This window comes from Serratia sarumanii, assembly GCF_029962605.1.
GTDB lineage: Bacteria > Pseudomonadota > Gammaproteobacteria > Enterobacterales > Enterobacteriaceae > Serratia > Serratia sarumanii.
The window spans coordinates 4,912,866-4,931,468 of sequence record NZ_CP124750.1; the positions used below are offsets into that span (position 1 = coordinate 4,912,866).

The 18,603-nt window shown below is 60.6% G+C and carries 15 protein-coding genes; 10 read left to right on the plus strand and 5 right to left on the minus strand.

The window, feature by feature from the left end:
* Positions 1 to 243: 243 nt before the first annotated feature.
* Positions 244 to 2,880, plus strand: coding sequence for a phosphoenolpyruvate carboxylase (ppc, locus tag SSARUM_RS23215; RefSeq protein ID WP_033638623.1), 2,637 nt, complete (start codon positions 244 to 246; stop codon positions 2,878 to 2,880).
* A gap of 106 nt (positions 2,881 to 2,986) precedes the next feature.
* Here ppc and metF read toward each other — a convergent pair whose 3' ends face one another.
* The 3 genes from metF to metB all read right to left on the minus strand — a co-directional run bounded on the left by metF (position 2,987) and on the right by metB (position 7,708).
* Positions 2,987 to 3,883: a methylenetetrahydrofolate reductase gene (gene metF / locus SSARUM_RS23220; protein WP_033649895.1), complete on the minus strand. Its 897-nt coding sequence runs from the start codon at positions 3,881 to 3,883 to the stop codon at positions 2,987 to 2,989.
* A gap of 226 nt (positions 3,884 to 4,109) precedes the next feature.
* Positions 4,110 to 6,545, minus strand: coding sequence for a bifunctional aspartate kinase/homoserine dehydrogenase II (locus SSARUM_RS23225; protein ID WP_033649894.1), 2,436 nt, complete (start codon positions 6,543 to 6,545; stop codon positions 4,110 to 4,112).
* Between the two features lie 2 nt (positions 6,546 to 6,547).
* Positions 6,548 to 7,708: a cystathionine gamma-synthase gene (gene metB / locus SSARUM_RS23230; RefSeq protein WP_033649893.1), complete on the minus strand. Its 1,161-nt coding sequence runs from the start codon at positions 7,706 to 7,708 to the stop codon at positions 6,548 to 6,550.
* 304 nt (positions 7,709 to 8,012) lie between these two features.
* Between metB and metJ the strand changes: the two genes are divergently transcribed.
* Positions 8,013 to 8,330: a met regulon transcriptional regulator MetJ gene (gene metJ / locus SSARUM_RS23235; protein WP_006317756.1), complete on the plus strand. Its 318-nt coding sequence runs from the start codon at positions 8,013 to 8,015 to the stop codon at positions 8,328 to 8,330.
* A gap of 77 nt (positions 8,331 to 8,407) precedes the next feature.
* Here metJ and rpmE read toward each other — a convergent pair whose 3' ends face one another.
* Complete coding sequence (rpmE, locus tag SSARUM_RS23240) at positions 8,408 to 8,623, minus strand: 50S ribosomal protein L31 (RefSeq protein ID WP_004931078.1); 216 nt, start codon at positions 8,621 to 8,623, stop codon at positions 8,408 to 8,410.
* Between the two features lie 199 nt (positions 8,624 to 8,822).
* Here rpmE and priA point away from each other — a divergent pair, with 199 nt between their 5' ends.
* From priA to rraA, 7 genes are all read left to right on the plus strand, one after another.
* Positions 8,823 to 11,018, plus strand: coding sequence for a primosomal protein N' (gene priA / locus SSARUM_RS23245; RefSeq protein ID WP_060431285.1), 2,196 nt, complete (start codon positions 8,823 to 8,825; stop codon positions 11,016 to 11,018).
* A 291-nt stretch (positions 11,019 to 11,309) separates the two neighbouring features.
* Positions 11,310 to 12,338: a DNA-binding transcriptional regulator CytR gene (gene cytR, locus SSARUM_RS23250; RefSeq protein WP_004931082.1), complete on the plus strand. Its 1,029-nt coding sequence runs from the start codon at positions 11,310 to 11,312 to the stop codon at positions 12,336 to 12,338.
* A gap of 65 nt (positions 12,339 to 12,403) precedes the next feature.
* Positions 12,404 to 13,339, plus strand: coding sequence for a cell division protein FtsN (gene ftsN, locus SSARUM_RS23255; RefSeq protein WP_033654538.1), 936 nt, complete (start codon positions 12,404 to 12,406; stop codon positions 13,337 to 13,339).
* 102 nt (positions 13,340 to 13,441) lie between these two features.
* Positions 13,442 to 13,972: an ATP-dependent protease subunit HslV gene (hslV, locus tag SSARUM_RS23260; RefSeq protein WP_033649891.1), complete on the plus strand. Its 531-nt coding sequence runs from the start codon at positions 13,442 to 13,444 to the stop codon at positions 13,970 to 13,972.
* Positions 13,973 to 13,984: 12 nt separating this feature from the next.
* Entirely contained in the window at positions 13,985 to 15,319 is a 1,335-nt protein-coding gene (hslU, locus tag SSARUM_RS23265; RefSeq protein ID WP_033636435.1) for an HslU--HslV peptidase ATPase subunit, read from the plus strand.
* 96 nt (positions 15,320 to 15,415) lie between these two features.
* Positions 15,416 to 16,333: a 1,4-dihydroxy-2-naphthoate polyprenyltransferase gene (locus tag SSARUM_RS23270; RefSeq protein ID WP_033636436.1), complete on the plus strand. Its 918-nt coding sequence runs from the start codon at positions 15,416 to 15,418 to the stop codon at positions 16,331 to 16,333.
* Between the two features lie 75 nt (positions 16,334 to 16,408).
* Positions 16,409 to 16,894 (plus strand): ribonuclease E activity regulator RraA, encoded by a 486-nt coding sequence (gene rraA / locus SSARUM_RS23275; RefSeq protein ID WP_004931090.1) that lies wholly within the window; start codon positions 16,409 to 16,411, stop codon positions 16,892 to 16,894.
* 60 nt (positions 16,895 to 16,954) lie between these two features.
* On the opposite strand, the gene zapB is transcribed toward rraA, so the two are convergent.
* On the minus strand, positions 16,955 to 17,194 hold the full coding sequence (gene zapB / locus SSARUM_RS23280) for a septal ring assembly protein ZapB (protein ID WP_004931092.1): 240 nt from the start codon (positions 17,192 to 17,194) through the stop codon (positions 16,955 to 16,957).
* A gap of 524 nt (positions 17,195 to 17,718) precedes the next feature.
* On the opposite strand from zapB, the gene SSARUM_RS23285 reads away from it, so the two are divergent.
* A complete protein-coding gene (locus tag SSARUM_RS23285; protein WP_004931095.1) occupies positions 17,719 to 18,564 on the plus strand; it encodes an MIP/aquaporin family protein in 846 nt (281 codons plus the stop codon).
* Positions 18,565 to 18,603 lie beyond the last annotated feature (39 nt).

The following is an 18,603-nucleotide window of genomic DNA, read 5'->3' on the forward strand; positions in this document are numbered from 1 at the left end:
AGGGGAAACGCGCTATGCTTCCCCTAACTCAAAATAAGTAGAAAACGGCGAAATAAGCCACGCTGATAACCGATGCGGCGTAATTAAATTTCAGAAAATGCGCCGATTTTGATGTTTTTTTGCTAAAAATAGTGTCAATTGACGATTGGACAGGAACGCGATGTGATCAGGCAGGCGGTCTGCGCCTGACGCGTGAAATTTATTTACAAGATAAAAATCATACAGAACTGGGTCAGGGGTTATATGAACGAACAATATTCGGCAATGCGCAGTAATGTCAGTATGCTCGGCAAATTGCTCGGCGATACCATCAAAGAAGCGCTGGGCGAGCATATTCTCGATCGCGTTGAGACCATCCGTAAGCTTTCCAAATCTTCACGCGCCGGCAACGAAGCGCATCGCCAGGAGCTGCTCTCCACCCTGCAGAACCTGTCCAACGACGAGCTGCTGCCGGTGGCGCGCGCCTTCAGCCAGTTCCTCAACCTGACCAACGTCGCCGAGCAGTACCACAGCATTTCGCCCAACGGCGAAGCCGCCAGCAACCCGGAAGCGCTGGCGCAGCTGTTCAGCCGTCTCAAAGACAAAAAGCTCAGCGACAAAGAGCTGCAGCACGCGGTGTCGCAACTTTCCATCGAGCTGGTACTGACGGCGCACCCGACGGAGATCACCCGCCGCACCCTGATCCACAAGCTGGTGGAGGTCAACACCTGTCTCAGCCAGCTCGATCACAACGATCTGGCCGACTACGAGCGCAACAAGATCATGCGCCGCCTGCGCCAGTTGGTGGCCCAGTCGTGGCACACCGATGAAATTCGCAAACATCGCCCTTCCCCGATCGACGAAGCCAAATGGGGCTTCGCGGTGGTGGAAAACAGCCTGTGGGAAGGCGTGCCGGCGTTCCTGCGCGAGTTCAACGAGCAGTTGGAAAACTCCATCGATTACAGCCTGCCGGCGGAAGCGGTGCCGGTGCGCTTCACCTCCTGGATGGGCGGCGACCGCGACGGCAACCCGAACGTGACCGCCGAAATTACCCGCCATGTGCTGCTGCTCAGCCGCTGGAAAGCCTGCGACCTGTTCACCCGCGATATTCAGGTGCTGGTCTCCGAGCTGTCGATGACCGAATGTACCCCGGAGCTGCGCGCCCGCGCCGGCGGTGACGAGGTGCAGGAACCGTACCGCGAAATCATGAAGCAGCTGCGCAGCCAGCTGATGAGCTCCCAGGCCTATCTGGAAGGCCGCCTGAAGGGCGAACGCGTGCTGAAGCCGCACGACCTGCTGGTGAACAACGAGCAGCTGTGGGAGCCGCTGTATGCCTGCTACCAATCGCTGCAGGCCTGCGGCATGGGCATCATCGCCAACGGTCAGCTGCTGGATACCCTGCGCCGCGTGCGCTGCTTCGGCGTGCCGCTGGTGCGCATCGACGTGCGCCAGGAAAGCACCCGCCATACCGAGGCCATCGCCGAGCTGACCCGCTACCTGGGGCTGGGCGACTATGAAAGCTGGTCGGAAGCCGATAAACAGGCGTTCCTGATCCGCGAACTGAACTCCAAACGCCCGCTGGTGCCGCTGAAATGGCAACCGAGCGCCGACACGCAGGAAGTGCTGGAAACCTGCCGGGTGATCGCCGAAGCGCCGCAGGGCTCGATCGCCGCCTACGTGATTTCGATGGCGCGCACGCCTTCCGACGTGCTGGCGGTGCACCTGCTGCTGAAAGAGGCCGGTTGCCCGTTCGCGCTGCCGGTCGCTCCGCTGTTCGAAACCCTCGACGATCTGAACAACGCCGACGACGTGATGACTCAGTTGCTGAACATCGACTGGTATCGCGGCTTTATTCAGGGCAAACAGATGGTAATGATCGGCTACTCCGACTCGGCGAAAGACGCCGGCGTGATGGCCGCTTCCTGGGCGCAGTACCGCGCGCAGGACGCGCTGATCAAAACCTGTGAAAAGGCCGGCGTGGCGCTGACGCTATTCCACGGCCGCGGCGGTTCCATCGGCCGCGGCGGCGCACCGGCGCATGCGGCGTTGCTGTCGCAGCCGCCGGGCAGCCTGAAGGGCGGCCTGCGCGTCACCGAACAGGGCGAGATGATCCGATTCAAATTCGGCCTGCCTGAAGTCACCATCAGCAGCCTGGCGCTGTATGCTGGCGCGATCCTCGAGGCAAACCTGCTGCCGCCGCCGGAACCGAAGAAAGAATGGCGGGCGCTGATGGACGATCTGTCAGACACCTCCTGCCGGATGTATCGCGGCTACGTGCGTGAAAACCCGGACTTCGTGCCTTACTTCCGCGCGGCCACGCCGGAGCTGGAGCTGGGTAAACTGCCGCTGGGCTCACGCCCGGCCAAACGCAAGCCGAACGGCGGCGTAGAGAGCCTTCGCGCCATTCCGTGGATCTTCGCCTGGACGCAGAACCGCCTGATGCTGCCGGCCTGGCTCGGCGCCGGCGCCGGATTGCAGGAGGCGGTGAAAGCCGGCAAGCAGGCGGAACTGGAGGCGATGTGTCGCGACTGGCCGTTCTTCTCCACCCGCATCGCCATGCTGGAAATGGTGTTCGCCAAGGCCGACCTTTGGCTGGCGGAATACTACGATCAGCGCCTGGTGGATAAATCGCTGTGGCCGCTGGGCCAACAGCTGCGCGATCAGCTGGAAAGCGACATCAAGGTGGTGCTGACCATCGCCAACGATGCGCACCTGATGGAAGACCTGCCGTGGATTGCCGAATCCATCGCGCTGCGCAACGTTTATACCGACCCGCTGAACGTCTTGCAGGCCGAACTGCTGCACCGTTCGCGTCAGCAGGAGCAGCCGGACGCCCGCGTCGAGCAGGCGCTGATGGTCACCATCGCCGGCGTCGCCGCCGGGATGCGCAACACCGGCTAGCGAGCCTCATCGCGGCCCCGTTTATCGGGGCCGTTTTTTTATGCCTTTCCCCCACAAAAAAAGGGCGCCGCGGTAAGCGATGCCCTTTTTCAATGGAACAGGCCTGTCAGGCGGCGGCCACCGGGCGCACGCCCAGCGTGTGGCAGATGGCGTAGCTCATTTCGGCGCGGTTCAGCGTATAGAAGTGGAAATCTTTCACGCCTTCGCGGCTGAGGATCTTCACCATGTCCATGGCGATGTTGGCGCCGACCATTTTGCGGGTCTCCGCATCGTCGTCCAGCCCTTCGAACATGCTGGTCATCCAGCTTGGCACCCGCACGTTGGTCATGGTGGCGAAGCGCTGCAGCTGCTTGAAGTTGGACACCGGCAGAATGCCCGGCACGATTTCCACGTCGATACCGGCGGTGACGCAGCGGTCGCGGAAGCGCAGGTAGCTCTCAACGTCGAAGAAGAACTGGGTGATGGCGCGGCTGGCGCCGGCGTCGATCTTGCGCTTCAGGTTGATTAAATCGGCCTGGGCGCTCTTCGCCTCCGGGTGCACTTCCGGGTAGGCGGCGACGGAAATGTCGAAGTCGCCCACGTCTTTCAGCAGCGCCACCAGATCGGTCGCGTACATGTCCGGCTTGCCGCCGCCCGGCGGCAGATCGCCGCGCAGCGCCACGATATGGCGAATGCCGCTGTTCCAATAATCGGCCGCGATGTCGCGCAGCTGCGCCGGGCTGGCGTCGATGCAGGTCAGGTGCGGCGCCGCCTCCAGGCCGGTGCGCTCCTTGATCCCCTTGATGATGCTGTGGGTGCGATCGCGCTCGCCGGAGTTGGCGCCGTAGGTGACGGAAACGAATTTGGGTTTGAGGATGCTCAGACGATCGATCGACTGCCACAGGGTCTCTTCCATCTCGCTGGTGCGCGGCGGGAAGAACTCGAATGATACGTTAATCTGGCCGTTCAACTCCGCCAGACTCTGATTCAGCGCTTCCCGCTGGTTTGCGTGGAAAAAGCTCATACCCTGCTCACCTCTTATCAATCACTGTTTTTTTCATCTTGATGAGCGTCTATACGTTTAGACGTCTAGATAGAAAATGCCGCATGTTGGCTAAAGAGTCAACAGGAAAATGAGGGGAATAAGATGATTAATCTTCACCCGCTCAACGAGGGAATTTCATGACGGCGGCAGGGATAAGTATGGCAGGAAAAGCAAAGGGGCGCGGTGAACCCGCGCCCGCAGAGGATTAAAGCAGCTGCGCCAACCGGTTAAGGTCTGACTGGATCGCTCCGGCGGTCACGTCGCGGCCGGCGCCCGGCCCGCGGATCACCAGCGGATTATCGCGATACCAGCGGCTTTCGATGGCGAACACGTTGTCGCACGGCAGCAACGAGGCCAGCGGATGCTCAGGACGCACCGCCTCCACGCCGACCCGCGCCTTGCCGTTGGCGTCGAAACGCGCCACGTGACGCAGCACCAGGCCCATTTCGCTGGCGGCCTCAAAACGCTGCTGCATCTGCTGGTTCAGCGCCTCGCCGTTCTCGAAGAACTGATCGACGGAGCCCTGCTCGCAGCCCGCCGGCACCAGCGACTCGACCCGCACCTGGTTAGGTTCGATGTCGTAGCCCGCTTCGCGCGCCAGGATCACCAACTTGCGCATCACGTCCTGGCCGGAGAGATCGACCCGCGGATCCGGTTCGGTCAGCCCCTGCTGCCAGGCCTGATCCACCAGCTCGGTAAACGGCACCGTGCCGTCATACTGCAGGAACAGCCAGGAAAGCGTGCCGGAGAAGATGCCGCTGATCGCCAAAATGCTGTCGCCGCTGTCGCGCAGATCGCGCACCGTGTGGTTGACCGGCAGACCGGCGCCGACGGTGGCGTTGTACAGCCAGTGGCGGCCGGTTTTGGCGAAGGCGTCGCGAATTTGGCGATAGGTATCGCTGCACGAGGCTCCCGCCAGCTTGTTGGCGCTGATCACGTGGAAACCGTAGCTGGCGAAATCCAGATACTGCCCGGCCAGCTCTTCGCTGGCGGTCACGTCGAGCACCACCAAATCGTCGAACGGGTGCGCGCGCATCCACAGGAACAGCGACTCTTCGTCGAGCGCCTGCGCCTCGTCCTCAAAGAACGCCAATGCGCGGCTGGCGTCCAGCCCTTCGTAGTTCAGCAGGCTGCGGCGGCTGTCCACCACCCCCGCCAGGATAAATTCGAAGCCGCTGCGCGCGGAAATATTGGTCTGCTCGCGGGCAAACAGCTCCAGCCAGCGCGACCCAATGTTGCCCTTGCCGAACAGCACCAGACCGATGCGCTTCTCGGCGCGGAACAGGCTTTGGTGCAGCCCCTGAATCAGCAGCGCGGTCGGCCCCTGGCGTAATACCGCCACCAGGCTGATGCCATCTTCCGCCTGCCAGATAAATTCGACCGGCTGATCTTTCAGCTGCTGATAGAAGCGATGGCTGTGCAGCGGGTTCTTGCACACCCCGGCGCCGACCATCGCCACCAGCGCCAACCCTTCGCGCAGGTGCAGTTCACCCGGCAGCGCCGAGGCCTGCAGGATCGCCAGCGCGCTGTTGACCACCTCGGAGGTGTAGCACAGCTGCACTCGATTGCGGTCAGGATGGATGCCCACCGCCAACGGTTTGATCTGCGCGCGCTTGAGCACCAGATCCAATTCTTTCTGCGCCAGTTTGAAGTCATGCTGAGCGGCGACGTGCAGCTCAATCAGGCACACGTCATCGTGGCTGGTGACAATCTTGGCGCCGGTGCCGGACGCCAATACGCGCTCGATGCGCGTCGAGCCCTGCTCCGGCTGGTAGCTGCAGCGCAGCTGAAGATCGATATCGCTGCCGGAGACCGGCTGCAGGGTGCGGGTATGCAACACCGGTGCCGCCAGGCGCGCCAGCTCGCTGGCTTCGTCCAGGCGCAGCAGCGGCAGCAGGCAGGCGTCTTTCACCTTGCGCGGGTCGGCGCTGTAAACCCCGGCCACGTCGCTCCAGATGGTGACGCGCGCCGCGCCGGCCAACGCGCCGACCTGAGTGGCGGAGTAGTCGCTGCCGTTACGCCCCAACAGCACGGTTTCCCCGGCGTCGTTGCGCGAAATGAAGCCGGTCACCACCAGGCGCTTGCCCGGATGTTGAGCCAACAATTGCTGCAGCAGCGGATAAGAACGGCCTTCATCCACCTGCGGCTGCGCGGCGCGCTCGGCGCGCAGGAAATCACGCGCATCCAGCCAGGCCGCCTGCATATCCAGGTGGTTGAGCACCGCCGCCATCAGGCGCGCCGACCAGATCTCGCCGTGCCCGACCACTTCGGCATAGCACACCTCGTCGACTTTGCCGTCCAGCAGCACCGCCAGACGTTCCAGATCCTGAATGAACTCGGCGATCAGCGGCTCGGCGCTTTCCGGCGGCAGCAGGCCGCTGATAAGATCGCTGTGATAACGACGCAACGTCTGCTGCACCTGGTGCGCAGACAGGCGATCGCTCTGGCTGAGCTTCAGCCAGTTGATCAACTGGTTGGTGGTACTGCCGGCGGCCGATACCACCATCATGTCGCCCGGCTGGCTGTATTCCGCCATAATCCCGGCCACACGCAGATAACACTTCACATCCGCCAGACTGCTGCCGCCAAACTTGTGCAGTTGACGCCCACTCACCGGCCCTGCTACAGCAATTGCATTCATGCTTACCTCGTTGCCGCCGCCTGGAAAGCGCGTTCCAGATCGGCAATCAAATCTTCACTGTCTTCAATACCCACGGAAATGCGCAGCAGGCTCTCGGAGATGCCGGCCGCTGCCCGCGCCTCCGCCGCCATGCCGGCGTGGGTCATGGTCGCTGCATGCGAGATCAGGCTTTCTACGCCGCCCAACGATTCTGCCAGAGTAAACAGCTCAAGGGCAGAGAGAAAACGGCGCAGCACCGCTTCATCGCCGTCCAGTTCAAAACTCAGCATCGCGCCGAAACCGCGCTGCTGCCGGCGGGCGATCTCATGCCCCGGATTCTCCGGCAGGGAGGGATGATACAGCTTTTTCACCAACGGTTGCTGCTGTAAATAGTCAACAATCGCTTCAGCGTTTAGCTGCGCCGCCTTGATGCGCGGCGACAGCGTGCGCATGCCACGCAGCAGCAGATAGCTGTCGAACGCGCCGCCGGTCACGCCGATGTTGTTCGCCCACCAGGCCAGCTCGACCGCCAGCTCGGGATCTTTGGCGATCACCGCCCCGGCCACCACGTCCGAATGCCCGTTCAGGTATTTGGTGCATGAATGGACCACCAGATCGGCACCGAGTTCGATCGGCTGTTGCAGGGCCGGGCTGAGGAAGGTGTTGTCCACCACCGTCAACGCGCCCGCCGCGTGCGCGGCGGCGCAGATCGCCGCGATGTCCACCACCCGCAGCAGCGGGTTGCTGGGGCTTTCGATCAACACCAGCTTCGGCTTTTGCGCCAGCGCCTGTTGCAGGGCGGCTTCATTACCCTGATCGACGAACAGCACGCGATAGGCACCGCGTTTGCTCAGGCTGTCGAACAACCGATAGCTGCCGCCGTAGCAGTCGTGCGGCGCCACCAGCAGATCGCCGGGCTTCAGCAGCACGGTGGTCACCAGATGGATCGCCGACATCCCGCTGCCGGTCATCACCGCGCCGGCGCCGCCTTCCAGCTCCGCCAACGCGCGTTGCACCACGTCGCGCGTCGGGTTGCCGCGGCGCGAATAATCATGGGCTCGGGGTTGGTTGAAGTCGGTAAAGTTATAGGTGCTGGACAGATGAATCGGCGGGACAACGCAGCCGTACTGTTCGTCGTCGTTCAGGCCGCTGCGTACGGCAATCGTGGCTGGTTTACGCGTCATGGGCTCGCTCGGCTCTCGGTTCGGTGAATGAGGCCTAAAGAGTAATCGCAGGATTGATAGACGTCAATACATCTGGACATCTAAACTTCTCTGCGTATAGATTGAGCAATGGCACAATACCCGCTAAAATTATGCCGATATGACATGACGATAAGATGTTAAGCCGCAATGCCCGGCCGAGGCGGGGCATTCAGTGACCCTGGTCGCGTAAAATTGACATTTATTTAGTGAGAACAGTGAAGATCGGGCATAATTGGCCGGTTTTTAGAATTTTGTAATTTTTCTGACAAAGTTAAGGTGTCCCATGGCTGAGTGGAACGGCGAGTATGTCAGCCCTTACGCTGAACACGGTAAAAAAAGCGAGCAAGTCAAAAAGATCACGGTATCCATTCCGCTGAAGGTCCTGAAAATCCTCACCGACGAACGGACCCGTCGCCAGGTGAACAACCTGCGCCACGCCACCAACAGCGAACTGCTGTGCGAAGCGTTTCTGCATGCCTTTACCGGCCAGCCGCTGCCGAACGATGAAGACCTGCGCAAAGAGCGCAGCGATGAAATTCCGGAAGCCGCGAAAGTGTTGATGCGCGAACTGGGTGTCGACCCCGATACCTGGGAATATTGAGAACCGCCCGGCGAACGCTGGCGGCAGAAACGAAAAAAGGCGCCAAAGGCGCCTTTTTCATCGGACGATAAGAAATCTTATTTCTTAGCGCCTGGTACGCTGAAACGCTTGTTGAAGCGGTCAACGCGGCCACCGGTAGCAACGTCACGCTGCTTGCCAGTGTAGAACGGGTGGCATGCGCCACAAACGTCCAGGTTCAGATCGTGGCCCACGGTGGAGCGGATCTTCATCACGTTACCGCAAGAGCAGTTAGCAGTAACTTCTTCGTATTTTGGGTGGATACCTTGTTTCATGGGAAACCTCAGTTAAGGCCGTGTCGCTATCCAGCCCTGTTTCGCCAGACACCACACGTGGTTGATAATAGAATTTTGGTATCGAATTATACCAAAGGCGGCAAATTATACAGCATTAGCCGGGGCGCGCAATCGGAACCGTACATTTGCCGATGCGCCGTGTAAACTGATGCCCACTTTTTTCAATTTGGATGAGATCATGCCCGTCGTACACGTTGCCTTGCCGGTCCCCCTCGCCCGCACCTTCGACTATCTGCTGCCGCCCGGCATGCAGCCGGTGGCCGGCGCGCGCGTGGGCGTGCCCTGGGGCAGGCAGCATGCGATCGGCATCGTCACCGGCTGCAGCGACACCAGTGAACTGCCGCTGGACAAGCTCAAACCGATCGACAGCGTGATCGACGCCGAATCGCTGTTCTCCCCCAGCCTGTGGCGCATCCTGCGCTGGGCCAGCGATTACTATCACTACCCCATCGGCGAAGTGCTGTTCCATGCGCTGCCGATCCTGCTGCGGCAAGGCAAACCGGCCGAGGCCGCGCCGCTGTGGCAATGGTTCGCCACCGAAGAGGGACGCGCCACCCCGCCCGAAAGCCTGAAACGCGCGCCGAAACAGCAGCAGGCGCTCGCGGCGCTGCTGCAACGCCCGGTCTATCGCCATCAGGTCAGCCAGCTTGAGCTGATGGAAAGCGCCCTGCAGGCGCTGCGCGCCAAAGGGCTGATCGATCTGCGCGCTCAGGTCGCGGATACGCACGACTGGCGCCCCAACTTCGCAGTGCTCGGCGAGCGGCTGCGGCTGAACACCGAGCAGGCTACCGCCGTCGGGGCGATCAGAAGCGAGGATGAGCAGTTCGCCGCCTGGCTGTTGGCCGGGGTAACCGGCTCCGGCAAGACCGAAGTCTACCTCAGCGTGCTGGAAAACGTGCTGGCCAAAGGCCGACAGGCGCTGGTGCTGGTGCCGGAAATCGGCCTGACGCCGCAAACCATCGCCCGCTTTCGCGAGCGCTTCAACGCGCCGGTAGACGTGCTGCACTCCGGGCTGAACGACAGCGAACGGCTGGCGGTTTGGCTGCGCGCGCGCAGCGGCGAAGCCGCCATCGTCATCGGCACCCGTTCGGCGCTGTTCACGCCGTTCCGTCAGCTGGGCGTAATCATCATCGACGAAGAGCATGACAGCTCTTATAAACAGCAGGAAGGCTGGCGCTACCACGCCCGCGATCTGGCGGTGTTCCGCGCCCGGGAAGAGGACATCCCGATGGTGATGGGCTCCGCGACCCCGGCATTGGAAACGCTGCACAACGTGCAGCTGGGTAAATATCGCCAGCTGAAGCTCACCCAGCGCGCGGGCAACGCCAAACCGGCAACGCAGCACCTGATCGATCTAAAGGGGCTGCCGCTGAAGGTCGGCCTGTCGCAACCGCTTTTGAAAAGCATGCAGCACCATTTAAAAGCCGGCAATCAGGTGATGCTGTTCCTCAACCGCCGCGGTTACGCTCCGGCGCTGCTGTGCCACGAGTGCGGCTGGATCGCCGAATGCCAGCGCTGCGATCACTACTACACCTTCCACCAGCATCAGCGCCAGCTGCGCTGCCACCACTGCGACAGCCAGCGGCCGGTGCCGCACCAGTGCCCACAGTGCGGCTCCACTCACCTGGTGTCGGTCGGCGTCGGCACCGAACAGCTGGAGCAGGAGCTGGCGCCGCTGTTCCCCGACACGCCGATCACCCGCATCGATCGCGACACCACCAGCCGCAAAGGGGCGCTTGAGCAGCACCTGGCGGATATCCATCGCGGCGAAGCGCGCATTCTGATCGGCACGCAGATGCTGGCCAAGGGCCACCATTTTCCCGACGTCACGCTAGTGGCGTTGCTGGACGTGGACGGCGCGCTGTTCTCCGCCGACTTCCGCTCCGCCGAGCGTTTCGCTCAGCTGTATACCCAGGTCTCCGGGCGGGCCGGCCGCGCGGGCAAACAGGGTGAAGTGCTGCTGCAAACCCACCATCCGGAGCACCCGCTGCTGCAGGTACTGCTGCAACAGGGTTACGACGCCTTCGCCAAACAGACGCTGGCGGAGCGCAACAGCGTGTTTCTGCCGCCTTACACCAGCCACATCATCGTGCGCGCCGAAGATCACGACAACCAGCAGGCCCCGCTGTTCCTGCAGCAGCTGCGCAACCTGCTGGAAGCCAGCCCGCTGAAGGACGATTCGCTGTGGGTGATGGGCCCGGTGCCGGCGCTGCAGTCCAAACGCGGCGGCCGTTTCCGCTGGCAGCTGCTGCTGCAGCACCCGACGCGGCGCGTCCTGCAACAGCTGATGAAAAGCTCGCTGCCGCTGATCGGCACCCTGCCGCAAACGCGCAAGGTGAAATGGACGCTGGATGTCGATCCGATCGACAGCTGATCCCGGAAAAGTCCGATTTAGCTGCCGCAGTGCAAACGTTTACCCTTGAAATTGCGAGCGAACGCTAAAAAACCTTCTCAGGTCACATTTTTTATGCAAATTAGGTAACAAAGGCGGGGCGTATTCTGTTTAGAATGTCTGCGAGGGCAAATTTTGTCGCCACATCGCAGCGCGACGGAGTGCCCGAACGCGAGTGGCGCTCAATGACAACAATTTCGCCACCGCATGCCGGACATTGTGAGCAAACAGCAGTAGTGGCGTCGGCATGGGGCTGACGCAAGGAGAAAGGCGTTGGAACACAAGAAAGAGTTATCCATGGCGACCATGAAAGACGTCGCCGAAATGGCGGGCGTTTCAACGGCTACCGTATCGCGTGCGCTGATGAACCCGGAAAAGGTGTCAACGCCGACGCGCCAGAAAGTGGAACAGGCCGTCCTGGCCGTGGGTTATTCTCCTCATGCTCTGTCACGCAATATCAAGCGCAACGAATCCCGCACCATCCTGGTGATCGTGCCCGACATCTGCGATCCGTTTTTCGCCGATGTGATCCAGGGGATCGAACAGACCGCCGCCCAACAAGGCTATCTGGTGCTGATCGGCGACTGCGCGCAGCAAAACCAGCAGGAGCGCACCTTCGTCAATCTGATCATCACCAAACAGATCGACGGCATGCTGCTGCTGGGCTCCAACCTGCCGTTCGACGCCAGCAAGGAAGAGCAGCGCAACCTGCCGCCGATGGTGATGGCCAACGAGTTCGCTCCCGAGCTGGAACTGCCGACGGTGCACATCGACAACCTGACCGCCGCCTTTGAAGCCGTGCATTATTTGCATCAATTGGGCCACCGGCAGATCGCCTGCGTCGCCGGGCCGGAACAGATGCCGCTGAGCCATTATCGGCTGCAGGGTTACGTTCAAGCGCTACGTCGTAATGGCATTACCGTCGAAAGCAGCTATATTACCCGGGGTGATTTTACCTACGAAGCCGGCGCGCAAGCGCTGACGGCGCTGATGGCACAGCCGAAACCGCCAACGGCGGTATTCTGCCACAGCGACGTCATGGCGATCGGCGTGCTGTCCCAGGCGAAGAAAATGGGGCTGCGGGTGCCGCAGGATCTGTCGATCGTCGGCTTTGACGACCTCAAGCTGGCGCAGTATTGCGATCCGCCGCTGACCACGGTGGCGCAGCCGCGCTTCCAGATCGGCCAGCAGGCGATGTTGTTGCTGTTGGAGCAGTTGAACGGCCAGACAGTGGCCAGCGGCTCCCGGCTGTTGGACAGTGAATTGATTATCAGAGGCAGCACCGCTGCCCCGAAACGCTAGTCAAATATTTTAGGGTTCAGTAACATGACGGACTTATCCTTTCATCAGGACACAGCGGAATAATAGTGGCACAAAAAGACTATGTAAGCCGTGGGCGCGCAGCAGGAGCTAAGCGTAAAACCCCCAGCCGTAAAAAACGCAGTTCTCCGAAGGTTTCCAAAACCGTGCTGGCATTAGCCGCCGCGTTGCTGGTTGTCTTTGTCGGTGGCCTCTATTTCATTACGCACAACAAGCCGGAAGACGCGCCGTTGTTGCCTGCGCACACCACGCGCCCCGGCAACGGCCTGCCGCCGAAGCCGGAAGAGCGCTGGCGCTACATCAAAGAGCTGGAAAACCGGCAGATCGGCGTGCAAACCCCGACCGAACCGACGGCCGGCGGCGAGCTCAATTCCAAAACTCAGCTGACCGCCGAACAGCGGCAACTGCTGGAACAGATGCAGGCCGACATGCAGCAGCGCCCGACGCAGCTGAACGAAGTGCCGTATAACGATCCGGGCCAGGCCAACGCGCGCAGCACTCGCCAGCAGCAGCAGATGCAACAACAGCAAATGCAGCAGCAGCCGGTGCAGCAACAGCAGCAGGTCAGCCAGCCGCCGCGCAACCCGTTCAACAACGGGGCCACCACCGCGCCGGTGCAGCCGCACCCGCAGCCAAAACCGACTACCCAGCAACCGGTACAGGTGAAACAGCCTGAGCCGAAGCCGCAACCGAAACCGGAGCCCAAACCGGAAGTGAAACAGGAAACGGCCAAGCAGGAAACCAAACCGGAATCAAAACAGAAGTGGATGGTGCAATGCGGTTCGTTCCGCGCCACCGATCAGGCTGAATCCGTGCGTGCGCGCCTGGCGTTCGAAGGCATCGAGAGCCGCATCACCGCCGGCGGCGGTTGGAATCGCGTGGTGCTCGGCCCGTACAGCAGCCGCGCCGCCGCGGACAAAACCCTTTCGCGCCTGAAGGGCGTCGGCATGTCGAGTTGCATTCCCCTCTCCGTTGGGGGTTGAAAAGCGTCAATCCCCCCCCATCTATACTCTCAATATGCCTCGTAGCGTCTGCGAAAGCAGGCGCTGCGGGGGCTTCTTTCCGTCTTTAACGAGGGTCTGCTCGTGACAACAATTGTAAGCGTACGCCGCAACGGCCAGGTCGTCATCGGTGGTGATGGCCAGGCAACCCTGGGTAATACGGTGATGAAGGGTAACGTCAAGAAAGTGCGTCGCCTGTACAACGACAAAGTGATCGCCGGTTTCGCCGGTGGCACCGCTGACGCCTTCACGCTGTTTGAACTGTTTGAACGCAAACTGGAAATGCATCAGGGCCACCTGGTGAAAGCCGCCGTCGAGCTGGCGAAAGACTGGCGCACCGACCGTATGCTGCGCAAGCTCGAAGCGCTGCTGGCGGTCGCCGATGAAAACGCTTCGCTGATCATCACCGGCAACGGCGATGTGGTGCAGCCGGAAAACGATCTGATCGCCATCGGCTCCGGCGGCCCTTACGCTCAGGCCGCAGCCCGCGCCATGTTGGAAAATACCGAGCTGAGCGCCCGCGACATCGTTGAGAAATCCCTCAACATCGCCGGCGACATCTGTATTTACACCAACCATTTCCACACCATTGAAGAATTGCCTTCCAAAGCGTAAGGATCGAATACCATGTCTGAAATGACCCCGCGCGAGATCGTCAGCGAACTGGACAGCTATATCATTGGCCAAAACAAGGCCAAACGCGCTGTCGCCATTGCCCTGCGCAACCGCTGGCGCCGGATGCAGCTCAACGAGATGCTGCGTCACGAAGTGACCCCGAAAAACATTCTGATGATCGGCCCGACCGGCGTCGGTAAAACCGAAATCGCCCGCCGTCTGGCGAAGCTGGCCAACGCGCCGTTCATCAAGGTTGAAGCCACCAAGTTCACCGAAGTGGGCTATGTGGGCAAAGAAGTGGACTCCATCATCCGCGATCTGACCGATGCCGCCATCAAAATGGTGCGCATGCAGTCGATCGAGAAAAACCGCACCCGTGCCGAAGAGTTGGCCGAAGAGCGCATTCTCGACGTGCTGATCCCGCCGGCCAAAAACAACTGGGGCCAGCCGGAAGAAGGCCAGGAACCGTCCGCCGCCCGCCAGGCATTCCGCAAGAAACTGCGCGAAGGCCAGCTGGATGACAAAGAGATCGAAATCGATCTGGCCGCCGCGCCGATGGGCGTGGAAATCATGGCGCCTCCGGGCATGGAAGAGATGACCAACCAGCTGCAGTCGATGTTCCAGAACCTCGGCGGCCAGAAGCAAAAACCGCGCAAGCTGAAGATCAAAGAAGCCTTCAAGCTGCTGGTGGAAGAAGAAGCCGCCAAGCTGGTGAACCCGGAAGAGCTGAAAGAGCAGGCGATCGAAGCGGTTGAACAGCACGGCATCGTGTTTATCGACGAGATCGACAAAATCTGTAAGCGCGGCGGCCAAAGCTCCGGCCCGGACGTCTCGCGCGAAGGCGTACAGCGCGATCTGCTGCCGCTGGTGGAAGGCTGCACCGTGTCCACCAAGCACGGTATGGTGAAGACCGACCACATCCTGTTCATCGCTTCCGGCGCGTTCCAGACCGCCAATCCGTCAGATCTGATCCCGGAGCTGCAGGGCCGTCTGCCGATCCGCGTTGAGCTGCAGGCGCTGACCACCGAAGACTTCGAGCGCATCCTGACCGAGCCGAGCGCGTCGCTGACCGAGCAGTACAAAGCGCTGATGGGCACCGAAGGCGTCAACATCGAGTTCACCGCCGACGGCATCCGCCGCATCGCCGAAGCCGCGTGGCAGGTCAACGAAAGCACCGAGAACATCGGCGCGCGTCGTCTGCACACCGTGCTTGAGCGTCTGATGGAAGATATTTCCTACGAGGCGAGTGAAATTAATGGCCAATCCATTACAATTGATGCGGATTACGTGCGCAGTCATCTGGATGAACTGGTGGCGGATGAAGATTTGAGTCGTTTTATCCTATAATCGCTCAATCTTTGTCTTGTCAGTCATCTGTGTGGGAGGCATTGCCTCCCACAATTATTTCTAACGGACACCGCAACTTACTGACAGAAGCGAAACATGAGCTCATCGACCCCCACCACCCCGATCTCCGCCTGGCTGGAAAGTCTACGCCCCCGCACCCTGCCGTTGGCCTTTGCCTCCATCGTGGTCGGTTCGGCAATTGCCGCCTGGCACGGCAGCCTGAAACCCGAAGTGGCGCTGCTGGCGCTGTTGACTGCCGGCCTGCTGCAGATCCTCTCCAATCTGGCGAACGACTACGGCGATGCCGTCAAAGGCAGCGACAAAGAAGATCGCATCGGGCCATTGCGCGGCATGCAAAAAGGCATGATCACCCAGGCGCAGATGAAACGGGCGCTGGTGGTGACGGTGGTACTGATCGCGCTCGCCGGCTGTTCGCTGATCGCCGTCGCCTGCGAGCAACCCAGCGACGTGGTCGGCTTCCTGGTGCTGGGCGGGCTGTCTATCGTGGCGGCCATCACCTATACCGTCGGCAACAAGCCCTACGGGTATTTGGGGCTGGGCGACATCTCGGTGCTGGTATTCTTCGGCTGGCTGAGCGTAGCCGGCACCTACTATCTGCAAACGCACACCTTCGACAGCGTCGTGATGCTGCCGGCCACCGCCTGCGGCCTGCTGGCGACGGCGGTGCTCAACATCAACAATCTGCGCGATATCGAGAGCGATCGCGAAAACGGCAAGAACACGCTGGCGGTGCGTCTCGGCCCGCACAAGGCGCGCATTTACCATGCCCTGCTGCTCGGCGGCGCGGTGCTGTGTTTCGCGCTGTTTACGCTGTTCAATCTCCACAGCCCGTGGGGCTGGCTGTTCGTGCTGGCGATCCCGCTGCTGGTGCGCCACGGCCTGCGCGTACTGCGCGATCCGACGCCGGTCGGCATGCGGCCGATGCTGGAGCACATGGTCAAGGCGGCGTTGCTGGCCAACCTGCTGTTCGCCATCGGCGTGGCGCTCAGTTAAAAACTGATGATTTTGCCAACAGGGCGAATAAAGGGATATACTGAACATTCCAGCGGCAAACAGACGTAAAATCCTATGAAATACGATACTTCCGAACTTTGCGACATCTATCATGAAGAGGTGAACGTTGTTGAACCTCTGTTCTCCAATTTTGGCGGGCGTACTTCATTTGGCGGGCAGATCACCACGGTGAAATGCTTTGAGGATAACGGCCTGTTGTTCGATCTGCTTGAAGAAAACGGCCGCGGCCGCGTGCTGTTGGTCGACGGCGGCGGTTCGGTACGCCGGGCGCTGATCAACGCCGAACTGGCGCGCCTGGCCGCCCAGAACGAATGGGAAGGCATCGTGGTGTACGGCGCGGTGCGTCAGGTGGACGATCTGGAAGAGCTCGACATCGGCATTCAGGCGATGGCGGCGATCCCGGCGGGCGCGGTAAGCGAAGGCGTGGGGGAAAGCGATATCCGCGTCAACTTCGGTGGCGTCACCTTCTTCTCCGGCGATCACCTGTATGCCGACAACACCGGCATCATCCTCTCCGAAGACCCACTCGACATCGAGTGATTTTCGGTCATGAAAAAGGGCGCCGCAGGCGCCCTTTTCGTTGCTGCCTGGCGTGAGGAATCAGACCTCTTCCATTTTGCCCAGCAGAGCGCGCAGGCGATCTTGCCATACGTGCTGTTCTTCTTTCAGCTGTTGGTTTTCGCGCACCAGCGCTTCGTGGTTGCCGGAGGCAGCCTGAACTTCCTGCGACAGAGAGTTGTTTTTGTCTTTCAGCTCTTCAATTTCCATCTGCAACAAGGTGATGGTATCAATCGCCTGCTGTACTTTTGCTTCCAGTTTCTCAAATACTTCAAATGACATGCTTCAGTCCCCTCATGATAGCAAGGCGTACATCTATAAGTAGCGGCCGCAACGTCGGCTGCAGCTACTGCGAATATTGCATCGCGCTCAGTGACGCGCGCCGTTATGGAAGGCGCGCCAGTCTCGATTCGTTAAAAACGATTGTAAGTAGCCAGTCTCCGCCTGTCTAGCAACATACCGGATCATCGCGCAGTCTGTTGCAATTTTCCTGCCTCCGCCATCAGCAAAAACTGAAAATCCCCGCCGCCGCCGCCGCGAGTTGTTAACGCCCCTCGCCAAACCACTGGTCAGATCACACTTTTATGGCTCAGAAAGAACACTAAACGACGCGAAATCGCTCAATTTTATGACGAGCTACACACATTTTGATTTCGCTATTTCTCGTTTATGTTCGTTAACGATAAATTTACATCACGTCCTCATTCAATAATTGGACGAGATGAAAAAAACTGTGCCCATAGGTCAGATGTATACCTAACTGAGCCTATAAACCAACAACCGCCGTTTTGCAGGACAACAACATTATGAGCCAAACCACCAGTCCGACATTAAAAGGCCAGTGCATCGCCGAGTTCCTCGGCACGGCGCTGCTGATCTTCTTTGGCGTAGGCTGCGTTGCCGCGCTGAAACTGGCGGGCGCCAGCTTCGGCCAGTGGGAAATCAGCATCATTTGGGGCCTGGGCGTCGCCATGGCCATCTATCTGACCGCCGCCATTTCCGGCGCGCATCTCAACCCCGCGGTCACCCTCGCTCTGTGGCTGTTCGCCTGCTTCGACGGGCGCAAAGTGGTGCCTTACATCATTGCGCAGATCGCCGGTGCCTTCTGCGCCGCCGCCCTGGTCTATGGGCTGTACTACAACCTGTTCTTCGACTTCGAAGCGGCTCACCACATGGTGCGCGGCAGCAACGAAAGCCTCGAGCTGGCCGGCATCTTCTCGACTTACCCTAACGCGCATATCTCCGTCGGCCAGGCCTTCCTGGTAGAAATGGTGATCGCCGCCATTCTGATGTGCCTGATCCTGGCGCTGACCGACGACGGCAACGGCATCCCGCGCGGCCCGCTGGCGCCGCTGCTGATCGGTATTCTGATTGCCGTGATCGGCGCCTCCATGGGACCATTGACCGGCTTTGCGTTGAACCCGGCGCGTGACTTCGGGCCGAAACTGTTCGCCTACCTGGCCGGCTGGGGCAAAGTCGCCTTCACCGGCGCACGCGACATCCCGTACTTCCTGGTGCCGATCTTCGCCCCTATCGTCGGCTGTGGCCTGGGCGCTTTCGGTTACCGCGCGCTGATTGGCCGCCACCTGCCGTGCGACGTCTGCGTGACGGAAGAAGAGCCCGACGCCAAGACCCAGCAGCGCAAAGCATGATGGGTGCAGTTTTACACGGTTAACAACAGCAGGATAATT